This window comes from Methanosphaera sp. DEW79, from assembly GCF_003266085.1.
In the GTDB taxonomy this organism is placed as follows: Archaea; Methanobacteriota; Methanobacteria; order Methanobacteriales; family Methanobacteriaceae; genus Methanosphaera; species Methanosphaera stadtmanae.
The window spans coordinates 1-12,348 of sequence record NZ_MUZW01000059.1; the positions used below are offsets into that span (position 1 = coordinate 1).

The following is a 12,348-nucleotide window of genomic DNA, read 5'->3' on the forward strand; positions in this document are numbered from 1 at the left end:
GAGTAGTATCAAAAGCAATAACCGAAAAGTATATATGTAAAGTCAGATAAAGTTTATATTGTACTTGAAGTATAACATAGTCCCGTAGGGTAGTGGCAATCCTCCTGGTCTTTGGAACCGGGGACAGCGGTTCGACTCCGCTCGGGACTACTATTATATCTAAAAAAAACTATTTTTAAAGAAAATTATTTGATATTATAAATTACTTAATATAACATATATTACATAATAAATATAAGGGAGTATAAAACTATGCCTTATGAAGATCCATTAAAAGAATATTTTAAACAAAATCCAGAGAAAAAACTAAAGTTATTTAAAATATATACAAAAGTTTTAATAATTATTCCCTTCCTCATGGCATTTGGTGTAATAATGTTTATTCTTATACAATATGGAATAATTTAATAAAAATTTTTCTTTTAAATTTATTTTTAACTCTTTTTCTAAAAAAAAATTATATGAAAGAATTATAAACAGATTTTCGAATTCTTTCAGCCTTACTCATAGCATTTTCCAAAATTCTATCACTAACTATAATAGTTGCAATAGGTTCTCCTTTTCTAAAAATATAACTACAATCAGATTTATCATAAACATAAGGTATATTTTCTAAATTACACATACCATTATTTCTAGCATATGCAATTAATTTAACACAGAACTGTTTAACCTTAGGTATGTTTACTGGAATGTTATTATAAATATCCATGTGGGCCTTTGCAAGATTCATATTAAAACTTCGCTCAACACACTCAAAAGAACCTTGAATTCTAGGATTAACCTCTAAGACATAAACCTTATTATTATCTACAACAAAATCAATACCATTAGATCCAACCAACTTACACATACGAGATATCTTTGCAGAAATATTTTTTATCTTAGAACTAGAATTAATATAGGGAGTAATATTACCACAATAGGTAAAATCACGTGCTCCTAACATTTTTGAACCAATAATCTGTTCAGAAGATGTAATAAATTCAATTTCATGATTAGGATATGATAGAAAAGAACTACTAACACTATCACCATAAACATACTCTTGAAGTAAAAATTCATCATCAACATAAACATCCCTACTAAACCAATGAATATTCAAGCCACCAGTACCATAAACAGGTTTAATAACATACTTCTTATTAGGATTATTTAAAACAATTTCCTGGGCTTCATCCATATCATTTAATTTATATGTTTTAGGTAAAAGAAAATTCTTATGTAAAAATTTATATAACTTAAATTTATTATTAACTAAATCAGTATTATAATTACCAATAACCTTACTCTTTGGAAAACGTGTAGTATCAACATCACTAGTAAAAATTATATAATCCACATCATCCACATAATCAAGTGCAATATCCTCTAAAGATTTTAAACTAAAATCATTAATATCACTTGGAACTAGTAACTTATCTACAAATTCATATGCATCAGTAACATCATAAAAACTAGTAGCATAAACTGTATAACCTAACAATTTAAATGACCTTGAAATTGACCGCGTATTAGAACCAATAATTAATATTTTAGTAATAACAACACAACCCTCATACTTTTTTAATAATAAAATAATTTATGTTAAAAGTAAAATAAGTATTTTATTTAAAAATTAAATGAAAAAAAATAGTTAATATAAAAAGTGGAAAGGATAAAAAAAGAATTATCATGGAAAATAAATCCATAATACTTATTCTCTTTCGTCGATATTTTTCTTAATTACCTTAAGTTGTGCGAAGCTTTCCCTTTCCATTTCCTCCAAACGCATTTCAATAAATGAAATAGTGTTTTTAATACGAGGAATAATTACATGCTCTAAAGCATTTACTCTTCTTTTAGTTGCTTCTACTTCTCTAGCTAACATTATAATGGTTTTTTCAATCTCACCAAGTTCAATAATAATCTTAATAGATTCTTCAAACTCTTTGGCTGCGACATCTAAGTTAGCTGAAGTTCCAGCAAAACCATAACCTCTGCTAAGTACATCATTATGTGTAGCTCTGCTTTTTACAACAGGGACAGAAACACCCATAATACTTCTAGAACTTATATCGAGTTCAATTGATTCTCTAACAGATAAAGCTGCTCTTTTTACTGCCATGTCTCCCATGTCTATTTGAGCTTTGTTTAGTTCAGAGTAAGCTATTGCTAATTTTTTTTCAACTTCATCTCTTGAACCTTGAACACGATCTAAAATTTCGAAAAACTCCTTAATAAGAGCATCTCTTTTTTCTTTAAGAAGACTATGACCTTTTATAGACAGTTTAGCTCTGTCTTTTAGATTAAGAAGTTCATTACGTGTTGGATTAATTCCATCCAATTTTTCATTTGCCATTATCTAGCCTCCTTCACTTATACAATTTACCATAGAAATAAAAGAATAAAAGAAATTATTCTTCTGTTTCACTTTGTGGTAAGTATTGTTCAACGTATTGATCTTTAACACGTTTAAGTTCAGTTTTAGGTAAGATAGATAATAATTTCCAACCTAAATCAAGAGTTTCTTGAATAGATCTGTCTTCATCTTTACTTTGTCTAATAAATTTATCTTCAAATTCATCAGCAAATTTTAAGAATTTTCTATCACGATCTGTTAAAGCTTCTTCCCCAACTACTGCTGTTAAATCACGTAAGTCACGACCTTCTGCATATGCAGCATATAATTGGTCTGAAACTCCACTGTGATCTTCACGGGTACGTCCTTCACCAATACCTCCACTCATTAATCTGGATAATGATGGTAATACATCTACTGGTGGGTAAATACCAGTCCTATCTAATTCACGACTAAGTACAACTTGTCCTTCTGTAATATATCCTGTTAAATCAGGAATAGGGTGAGTAATATCATCCTGTGGCATTACAAGAATAGGCATCTGTGTAATAGAACCTTCTTTACCATTAATACGTCCTGCACGTTCATACATACCTGCTAAGTCAGTGTACATGTAACCAGGGTAACCTCTACGACCAGGTACTTCGTTACGTGCTGAAGATATTTCCCTTAATGCTTCACAATAGTTTGTAATATCAGTAAGAATTACTAATACGTGCATACCTTTTTCAAATGCAAGATATTCAGCTGTTGTTAATGCCATTTTAGGGGTCATAATTCTTTCAATAGCAGGATCGTCTGCTAAGTTCATGAATACTGTTACTCTTTCAAGAGCACCAGTTTGTTCAAACTCATTCATGAAGAAGTTTGCTTCTTCGTGAGTAATACCCATAGCACCAAATATTACAGCAAACTCACTGTCTTCTGCAATTACTTTTGCTTGTCTTGCAATTTGTGCTGCAAGTTCGTTGTGTGGTAAACCAGAACCTGAGAAGATAGGTAATTTTTGTCCACGTACAAGAGTGTTCATACCATCTATTGTGGATATACCAGTTTGAATAAATTCTGCAGGGAATTCTCTTGCAGAAGGGTTCATTGGAGAACCATTTACATCTAATTCTTGATCTGGTATAATATCAGGTCCACCATCAATAGGTTTACCTATACCATTGAAAATTCTTCCAAGCATATCTGTTGATAAACCGATTTTTGCGGTTTCTCCAGTGAAACGAACTTTTGTTGATTCTGTGTTAAGGTCACTTGTACCTTCAAATACTTGAACAACTGCAATATCTTCTTTTACTTCAAGAACTTGTCCAGTTCTGTTTTCACCAGCAGGAGTTTCAATTTCTACAATTTCATTGTATGCTGCTCCTTCTACGCCTTGAACAACCATTAAAGGTCCTGCAACTTCAGATACTGTAGTATATTCTCTTGTTTTAATATCTACATCATTCATTGTCCTGCCTCATTACATTCTTTAGTTATACGGTTTCTTATGTCTTCAACTTTTGCTTCAAATTCATCCTCTGGGATGTATTTCATTTTACCAAGATCTACTCTTACATCTAAGTTTACAAGTTTGTTAATGTCAGCACCATCAGCTAATGCAGATTGAGCTGTTGTGTTGTAAAGTAAGATTGTTTTAAGCATGTTGTATTGTTTACTTGGTGAACAGTATGTATCTGTATCATCGAATGCGTTTTGTTGAAGGAAGTCTTCTCTTAACATACGAGCAGATTCTAATGTTACACGGTCTTTTTGAGGTAATGCATCAGGACCTACTAATTGTACAATTTCATTAAGTTCTGATTCTTTCTGTAAAAGAGCCATTGCTGTGTTTCTTAAATCTCTCCAATCTGAACCGATTTGTGAGTTCCACCAATTTGTTATACTATCAACATAAAGTGAGTAACTGTTCAACCAGTTAATAGATGGGAAGTGACGTCTATCTGCAAGTGATGCATCTAATGCCCAAAATACTTTTGCAATACGTAAAGTGTTTTGAGTTACAGGTTCAGATAAGTCCCCACCAGGAGGTGATACTGCTCCAACTACTGTTACAGATGCTTCTGCTTTGTGAGATCCTATTGTGGTTACTCTTCCTGCACGTTCATAGAACTGTGCTAATCTTGAAGCTAGGTAAGCAGGATAACCTTCTTCCCCAGGCATTTCTTCAAGACGTCCAGAAAGTTCCCTCATAGCTTCTGCCCATCTTGAAGTACTGTCTGCCATAAGAGCTACATCATAACCCATATCTCTGAAGTATTCAGCAATTGTAATTCCTGTATATACACAAGCTTCCCTAGCTGCTACAGGCATGTTTGATGTGTTTGCAATAAGAACTGTTCTGTCCATTAAAGGATTTCCAGTTTTTGGATCTTCAAGTTCTGGGAACTCAGTAAGTACTTCTGTCATTTCGTTACCACGTTCTCCACATCCAATATATACTACAATATCAGCATCTGCCCATTTTGCTAATTGTTGCTGTGTAACTGTTTTACCTGAACCAAATGGTCCTGGCATAGCTGATGTTCCACCTTTAGCAACACAGAAAAATGTATCTTGTGCTCTTTGACCAGTTATAAGAGGTACATCTGGATCTAATTTGTTAGTGTAAGGTCTACCTACACGAACAGGCCATACTTGCATCATTTGAACTGTTTCTATACCATTTTCAGTTTCAACTTCAGCAATATCTTCTGTTACATTGTATTTTCCTTGACTTACAATTGATTTAATTGTACCTGACATTTTTGGTGGTATCATAATTTTGTGAACAATAGCACTTGTTTCATCAACTGTTCCTATAATGTCTCCACCATTAACTTTGTCTCCTACACTTGCTGTAGGTTTAAATTCCCATTCTTTTACTTTATCTAATGCTGGTACATCGATCCCTCTAGGAATGAAATCTCCTGATACACTTTTAATTTCATCTAATGGTCTTTGAATTCCATCATAAATTGATTTAAGTATACCTGGACCTAATTCTACTGAGAGTGGACCACCAGTACTTTCAATTTTTTCTCCTGGTTTAATACCAGCAGTTTCTTCGTAAACTTGAACTGTAGCTGTGTCGCCTTCAAGTTCAATTATTTCACCTATGAGTCCGATATCACCTACACGTACCATTTCGTGTATTTGGGTACCTCGCATACCATCACCGATAATAACCGGACCTGCAATTTTAATAATATTTCCTGTGATCATTTTACCATCTCAACCCCAATAACTCTTTTGATAAGGTCATTCATTGGGTCAGTTTCACGTTTGTGTGAGCCTGACTTATCTGGTACTTCAATTATCATTGGTAATGCTTTAGATCCGGTATATTTTGTAATATCGTCTCTAAGTTCATCCCCAATTTTTTCAGTAGTGATAATGATTGAATACTCATCATCAACTAATTGTTTTAAAGTAGTTTTTGCTTCTTCTTTGTTATGTACAGGGAAACCACTTTTGATTCCACCTAACATAAAACCAGTTACAGTATCTGGATCTGCCATTATAGCTATATCATTTTTCATAATAACATCTCCTTAATTTCAGAACTTGGTATTGAAGATCCTCTTTTACTTCTTGCAATAATTTTAAGATTTTTAATTTCGATTTCTTTTTTATTCATGAAACCTACAATAGGACCTACACCAAATGGTTTTTTCCTAAAGATATTTTTTGCCATATTTCTTTCATATGAATCTAATGCTTCATCAAATACTGTGATAGATTTTGTAGAGTTGTATTCAGGAATATGATCTGCTACAATGCTTCCATATTCAGAACTTTCAATACTACTTAATAAAGAGTTCATATCTTCAGATTCCATAAATTCTTTTAATTTCCATCCACGTAATTGATATCCATTGTCTATAACATATGGTTTAATTTGATCATATGTGAGATTGTCAGCTTTTGCTCTTAATATAATTTTTATATTTGCAATATCTACTTTAGTTCCTATGTAACTGTGTAACATTCTTGTGTTATCATCTGCTTGACTTGATGATTTTACTAATAATCTTTCATAATAGTAATTATCCAATGCTGATTCTAATGTTAATAAGGTTTTATTTTCATTGTAATCAGGTAATGCTTCTTCAAGTATTTTAGCATAAGGTGTTCCTTCCAATGCAACAATTAAATCTTGAACAGAATCTGCTTCAATTAATTTATCTTGATCATCTTTAAGTTCACCATAAGGTACTAATAATTCACGAGTTTCTTCTTCGTTTAATTTTGCTTCTCTTGCAATTAAAACACTTTTTATGTTTTTAATATCCCATTGATCTAACATTAAATCAAATGTTGGTTTTAAATCACCAGGTGCAATTCTTGCTAATAAATCATATGATTCAGCTAAGTTTGCATCTAATGCTTGTTCTATTGGATATTTATCAACGAATTTTGCATAGTCTTTATGTCCTCTTAAGAAGTTTTGTACTTCTTCAAGGCTTTCAGATTCAGCTAACTCTGCGATTTGTTTTTCATTTAAGATTTTACCAATTTTTGCTCTTACTCTTGCATTTGGATAAGTATATGGATAATATTCCATTAACGGTCTAAATGTTATTACTACAATTACTGCACCTATTACAGCTAGTACCACAACTAATAATGCAATGAATGCCTCAGGAGAAGAGAATCCGAAAGATGTTATCAATCCTGTAATGCTTTCTTCCATTTAATTCTCCTCCAGTAACTATCTAAATAGTTTTTTAGCAACCTCTGATCTTAGATGTTTTCTATAACGAAGCATACGAGCTTCAATAGTGTTTTTTACTTCAACATCGCCATCTACAGTTTTTACAACTGCTCCACCAATGATATCTATTGGTTCTCCTATGACAAAGGAAGTTTCATTTCCAGTTTCTTTTGTAACATATTCAGATACTTCATCAATCATAGATTTTACATTTTCAACATCGTCTTCTCTTACAAGAATTTCGAGTTGTGTACTTCCTACTTGTATAGAAGCATCTTTAATCATTACTTTTAAAGATTCCACATAATTTGCGGAATTTTCAGATGCTAGTTTTTCAATTTTTTCTGATGCTATTCTAAAAGCTTTTTCTATTAACTCTTCACGAGCTTCTAATTCTTTTCTTCTGGAATTAACTTTTGCTTCTGAAATAATTTGTTGATATTTCATATCAGCTTGTTTATTTGCAGAGTCAAGAATTTGTTCTTTTTCGATTTGAGCTTTAGCTTCACCGTCAGCAATTATTTTTTCACTTTCAGCTTTAGCTTTGGAGATAATTTCATCAGCTTTTGCTTGAGCATCTGCTTTTATATTTGATATTATTTTATCTGCTCCAACGCTCATCTATGTTCCTCCAAAAAATATTTGTTTAAAGGCATAATGCCTTCATTATTTTTTAAACTTATGCTCCAAGTATTCCACCGAATACTAATAATAAGATAGCGATAAGGAAACCATAGATAGCCTGAGTTTCAGGAATAGCTGTAAATACTAAACCTTGTGCAAACATACCTGGTTCTTCTACTACTGCACCTACAGATGCGGAAGATGCGATACCTTGACCCATACCTGAACCAAGACCACCGAAACCAACTGCTGCTCCTGCACCAATTGCTACTAAACCTGAAGTTACGCCTAAAGCGGAACCTCCCATAATTCCTGAGAATACTAATAATAAGATAGCGATAAGGAAACCGTAGATAGCCTGAGTTTCAGGAATAGCTGTAAATACTAAACCTTGTGCAAACATACTTGAATCTTCTGCTACTGCACCTACAGATGCGGAAGATGCGATACCTTGACCGATACCTGAACCTAATGCTGCAAATCCTACTGCTACTCCTGCACCAATTGCAGCTAAGGCTGAACCTAATGCTAATTCTGCTGCCATGTTATTTTCCTCCAATTAAACATTTTATTTTATTTTTTTTATATATTATTTATAAAGTATACTAAATTTTGTTTATTTTTTAATTTTAGTATATGTTCTTTCTGCCTTAAATGGCTCGAAACTTTCACTTTCACCTGTGTAGAAGTTACCAAAGAACTCTACGAAGTGTAAACGTAAAGAGTGTATAGCTGCTCCCATTGATTGGAATGCAATGTTAAATAAGTGAACTCCTAAGAATACAATAACCCCTAATACTATACCTACATATGGTACAGCACCAGCTAATAATTGACCTAAAAGGTTTGCAGTCATACCTATACCACCAGTGGATAGACATAATGCTAATAATCTTGAGTATGATAATATATCTCCAAGGAAACCAAATACGTCCATAACTCCCATTGGACCTGAACCATATAATAGTAATAGTAATGCAATTATGAATACTACTGCAAATGGTACCATACCTGCAACTAAATATGCTACAATTGAAAGTTCAATCATAATCCAAGATAGTTGTCCACTACATAACTCCTTAATATTGTGTTTTTTGTAATTATCGATTATACCAAAGATAAATGCTATGTTCAGGTGTATTAAACCTATGATAATTGCTAAAATCAAGATATTTTCTGGATGTGCAAATGCATTTATATCTGGAATTACTGTAGGTAATGCTAAGTTAGGATCACCCATTATAAATCTAGGTATGAAATCTCCTATAAATCCACCAGTCAGTAGACCTAATAGTACTGTCCACAATCCCATTTGTACGAGAATTACTCCAAAGGATTTGTATGTTTTATTTACTTTACCTATACCTCTGTATAGTAAGAATCCAACTATTGCTAATATGATTCCATAAAATGCATCGGTTAAACAGTAACCGAAGAAGAATGGGAAACAAATTGCCATTATAATAGTAGGATCTATATCTCTATAATTTGGTGTAGAATACATTGTTACTAACAATTCATATGGTTTTGCAAAACCAGGGTTTTGTTGTTTTACAGGTACCTTATTATTATCAATTTCTTCTTCAGAAGGATCTTCTACTTCAATAATACTGTGACCATCTGTAAGTTCATCAATTATTGATAAAGTTTCTTCAACATCATCTTTGACAACCCAAGCTTTAAACATCTTTGTAGTACCAGTTTCACCAAAATATGAATAGATTTCAGTTCGTTCTTTTTCAAGTTCTAATTCTTCATTTAATACTAATAATGTTTCTTTAGAACGTTGACCAACTTCTCTGATATCTTTTAAACATTGTTTTCTTTCATTTTTACATTCATCTAGTTTACTTTTTGATGCTTCAATAATTTCATTAGATTTACCACTTAAGTTAGATACATCTAATTTTTCAAATTCTAAGCGTCTAAGTACACCAGAAATATTTTCTTCAAATTCATTTGCACATACAATTATTAGTGGAATGTATGTAACATCAGAACTTGATGTTTTTGAACCTTCAAATATTGCTACTTGTTCACTAATTTCTTCAATTTGACTTTTTGCATCTGCTAAATGTTCTGCAGGTAATTTACCAGATATTACTTTTGTATATTTTGTATCTTGTAAATATGCAAAATCTATATCAAAGGATTTTAATTGAGTTGCAACATTTAAAGAATCATTATATTTTGTTTCTTCAGTTCCAATTTCATTTATACGTGACTCTATTGGACTGAGAACTGCATCAACTTTACTAATAATTTCTTCAGCCTTATCTGCTAATTCTTCAGAAGGAATATCTTCCACTTCTTTTGAATTAATTTTTTTAGGACTGATAAATCCTTTAACAACATCAACCATACTTTGTGATTGCTCTGCAGATTTTAATGTATCAAGAATATTGTTACATTTCATTGATAATGATGCAATTCTGCTAGCAACTGGGTCTTGTTTTGATACATCTAAGCCAGAGTAATATTCGTTTTCCTGAATTTCATCAGATAAATCTTCTATTTGAATAACTCCCCTTTCATGGAGAACATTCACTACTGGTTTAGCGTATTGATTTAAAGTTACTATGCTTAATTTTTGCATTCTTGCTGGCCTAAACATAGTTCAACCCCTATAATACGGTTTCAATTATTATGTCAGCTGCGTCATCTACATTATTTTCGGATCCTCTTAAGGATTCTTTAATGTCAGATTCAGATGTATTTGTAATAATTACAGCTTCTTTTCCAGCTTCTTCTTCTTTAGCTAATAATATGTGTTTAGCTTCATCTTGTGCTTCTTCTTTTGCTGCTTCAATATCTGAATCTACTTTTGCACGAGCTTCTTGGATCATTTCAGTTGATTTTTTATTTGCTTCTTCTACGATAATATCAGCTTCAGACTCTGCTTGTCTGATTGAACCAATATCTTCAGAAATATTTGCCATTATAAATCACCCTTTATATGATCTGTTTTTCTATAGATTATACTCATAAAAAAATAAACTCTCCTTAATTAAGTTATTTTTTAGAAAATAAATGAGTATAAATTTTGTATCAATAAATTAAAATTTTTTTTAAAAAGTTTGACTAACCAAGTATCACCCCAATATAGACATGAGAACTTAAAATTTAACATAGATTTCTATATGAAAAATTTTAATCAGTTCATAAAAATATATCTTATAAATATATATATTTAACTTCATTAGTTATATAATTTTATTAAAAAGGCTAAACATAACCCTATGAAAAATATAAAATAAGTAAAATTAAAATTAAAAGAAGAAGTATTAATTTTTTTTTAAATAATAAAAAAAGAAAAAGAATAAATATTCTAATAAAACCACTATTTTTTTGAAGAAAAACTTTCTTTTATTAGTTATCTAACTTCATTCTAACAATTGGTTTTGCTAAATGACGTCTGGCTTCTGTTGGAACTTCATAGAATCCAATATCAAGATCACGTGGAATACTTTTTCTAATTTTTTTACCATCCCTTAATCTCCTACTACATTTTGGACATTTAAAACCCTTATCTTTACCAGCAGATTTCATTCTTTTTCCACAAACACATATTGGATTTGAATATTCATATTGTGGTGCAATTTCATTTAATTTGAATTTTTCAATATTAAATGTATGATTATCATTTAATCCACCATATATTGTTAATTTATCACCAACACACAACTTTCTAACAATATCTCTAAATGATTTTGTAGGTTCAAATGCTGCACATTCCATAATGTCTGTATTGTCACTAACTTTGAAAAAAACATGCCCTCCCTCTATATCATAGGGTTTTTCTACAACCTCACAACTAAAACAGTAACATCCCGTATTTACCATGTCTTTAATTTTTACTCCATGTTGTATATGCATATCAGTATGTTGATTTGTTCTAAAGATACAATAATCTTCTATTTGTTCATATGATTTCACAATATTATGTGCCTCTTCTACTATAGAGGGTGTATTTCCTCTTATACCATATAATACTGGACATGGAGTATGAGGCTCTATTGCGGCATAATTTCCTTCTATATCAATATTATCAAATGTTTCAGGATATGTTTTTTCATTCATTAAAAAAATACTTTCTTCATCTAATTGTCTTTTTGTACCATAATTTTCAGGAATACGATATGCTAAACACTCAAAGGTCTCATCATTTAATTCAATACCAATAGCTGCAATAGCACCAATAATACCTCTACCTTTTTTAAATTTATGTACCCTTGCACCTATACTATGTGCAAATTCTTCAGCATAATCTATAGTATATATTGAATATATTGCATTTATTGCATAGTCTCGCATGGCTTGTGTTATTTCACCTTCATAAAATACAACACCAGGATTTGTATTAACTCCATCAAACATTGCATATTTTTCAACATAATCCAGTACAATTTTTTCAACTAATTCCACATCACTTCGTGATTCTAATTCCAATACAAATGATAAAGCTCCATTTCCCCTTGTTTTATACCTTGCAAATGGATTTAATCTAATTAATCTTGGAAAATCCATTGGTTTTATATTATATTCTTCTAATTTTTTAAGTATTATACAAGTTAAATAAGTTGTACACATTCCTTCTGCTGAGTCAGTATCATCTATTCCAACATGTAACTTTATTAATTTCTGTGAATTCAAAGTATTACTTCTCCCATAAAATATT

General features: G+C 31.3%; 12 protein-coding genes and 1 tRNA gene. 2 read left to right on the forward strand and 11 right to left on the reverse strand.

Annotated elements, in window-relative coordinates:
• Positions 1-78 precede the first annotated feature (78 nt).
• Together BZ132_RS05400 and BZ132_RS05405 are read left to right on the forward strand one after the other, a co-directional pair.
• Positions 79-150 (forward strand) — tRNA-Gln (locus tag BZ132_RS05400).
• 102 nt (positions 151-252) lie between these two features.
• On the forward strand, positions 253-408 hold the full coding sequence (locus tag BZ132_RS05405) for a hypothetical protein (RefSeq protein ID WP_011406711.1): 156 nt from the start codon (positions 253-255) through the stop codon (positions 406-408).
• 49 nt (positions 409-457) lie between these two features.
• Here the strand turns inward: BZ132_RS05405 and BZ132_RS05410 are convergent, their stop codons facing one another.
• From BZ132_RS05410 to BZ132_RS05460, 11 genes are all read right to left on the reverse strand, one after another.
• Positions 458-1,486, reverse strand: a complete 1,029-nt coding sequence (locus BZ132_RS05410) for an ATP-grasp domain-containing protein (protein ID WP_011406712.1) — start codon at positions 1,484-1,486, stop codon at positions 458-460.
• Positions 1,487-1,696: 210 nt separating this feature from the next.
• Positions 1,697-2,341 (reverse strand): V-type ATP synthase subunit D, encoded by a 645-nt coding sequence (locus BZ132_RS05415; protein ID WP_011406713.1) that lies wholly within the window; start codon positions 2,339-2,341, stop codon positions 1,697-1,699.
• A 55-nt stretch (positions 2,342-2,396) separates the two neighbouring features.
• Entirely contained in the window at positions 2,397-3,800 is a 1,404-nt protein-coding gene (locus BZ132_RS05420) for an ATP synthase subunit B (RefSeq protein WP_011406714.1), read from the reverse strand.
• Positions 3,797-5,554, reverse strand: a complete 1,758-nt coding sequence (locus BZ132_RS05425) for an ATP synthase subunit A (RefSeq protein WP_011406715.1) — start codon at positions 5,552-5,554, stop codon at positions 3,797-3,799. The genes BZ132_RS05420 and BZ132_RS05425 overlap by 4 nt, the downstream gene beginning before the upstream one ends.
• Complete coding sequence (locus BZ132_RS05430; RefSeq protein ID WP_011406716.1) at positions 5,551-5,871, reverse strand: V-type ATP synthase subunit F; 321 nt, start codon at positions 5,869-5,871, stop codon at positions 5,551-5,553. The genes BZ132_RS05425 and BZ132_RS05430 overlap by 4 nt, the downstream gene beginning before the upstream one ends.
• A complete protein-coding gene (locus tag BZ132_RS05435) occupies positions 5,868-7,025 on the reverse strand; it encodes a V-type ATP synthase subunit C (RefSeq protein ID WP_011406717.1) in 1,158 nt (385 codons plus the stop codon). The genes BZ132_RS05430 and BZ132_RS05435 overlap by 4 nt, the downstream gene beginning before the upstream one ends.
• Before the next feature lie 18 nt (positions 7,026-7,043).
• Positions 7,044-7,667 carry a V-type proton ATPase subunit E gene (locus BZ132_RS05440; RefSeq protein WP_011406718.1) on the reverse strand — a complete coding sequence of 208 codons (624 nt, stop codon included), beginning with the start codon at positions 7,665-7,667 and terminating at the stop codon, positions 7,044-7,046.
• Between the two features lie 58 nt (positions 7,668-7,725).
• Positions 7,726-8,214 (reverse strand): ATP synthase subunit K, encoded by a 489-nt coding sequence (locus tag BZ132_RS05445; protein WP_011406719.1) that lies wholly within the window; start codon positions 8,212-8,214, stop codon positions 7,726-7,728.
• Between the two features lie 72 nt (positions 8,215-8,286).
• On the reverse strand, positions 8,287-10,284 hold the full coding sequence (locus BZ132_RS05450; protein ID WP_011406720.1) for a V-type ATP synthase subunit I: 1,998 nt from the start codon (positions 10,282-10,284) through the stop codon (positions 8,287-8,289).
• A gap of 10 nt (positions 10,285-10,294) precedes the next feature.
• Entirely contained in the window at positions 10,295-10,609 is a 315-nt protein-coding gene (locus tag BZ132_RS05455) for a hypothetical protein (protein ID WP_011406721.1), read from the reverse strand.
• 430 nt (positions 10,610-11,039) lie between these two features.
• Positions 11,040-12,323: a DUF1743 domain-containing protein gene (locus BZ132_RS05460; RefSeq protein WP_394339512.1), complete on the reverse strand. Its 1,284-nt coding sequence runs from the start codon at positions 12,321-12,323 to the stop codon at positions 11,040-11,042.
• Positions 12,324-12,348: the final 25 nt, after the last annotated feature.

Coding starts and splice junctions, on each gene's coding strand:
- BZ132_RS05445 (WP_011406719.1), bottom strand. CDS start 8,214: ATGGCAGCAGAATTAGCATTAGGTTCAGCCTTAGCTGCAATTGGTGCA.
- BZ132_RS05455 (WP_011406721.1), bottom strand. CDS start 10,609: ATGGCAAATATTTCTGAAGATATTGGTTCAATCAGACAAGCAGAGTCT.
- BZ132_RS05405 (WP_011406711.1), top strand. CDS start 253: ATGCCTTATGAAGATCCATTAAAAGAATATTTTAAACAAAATCCAGAG.
- BZ132_RS05440 (WP_011406718.1), bottom strand. CDS start 7,667: ATGAGCGTTGGAGCAGATAAAATAATATCAAATATAAAAGCAGATGCT.
- BZ132_RS05435 (WP_011406717.1), bottom strand. CDS start 7,025: ATGGAAGAAAGCATTACAGGATTGATAACATCTTTCGGATTCTCTTCT.
- BZ132_RS05430 (WP_011406716.1), bottom strand. CDS start 5,871: ATGAAAAATGATATAGCTATAATGGCAGATCCAGATACTGTAACTGGT.
- BZ132_RS05450 (WP_011406720.1), bottom strand. CDS start 10,284: ATGTTTAGGCCAGCAAGAATGCAAAAATTAAGCATAGTAACTTTAAAT.
- BZ132_RS05420 (WP_011406714.1), bottom strand. CDS start 3,800: ATGAATGATGTAGATATTAAAACAAGAGAATATACTACAGTATCTGAA.
- BZ132_RS05425 (WP_011406715.1), bottom strand. CDS start 5,554: ATGATCACAGGAAATATTATTAAAATTGCAGGTCCGGTTATTATCGGT.
- BZ132_RS05415 (WP_011406713.1), bottom strand. CDS start 2,341: ATGGCAAATGAAAAATTGGATGGAATTAATCCAACACGTAATGAACTT.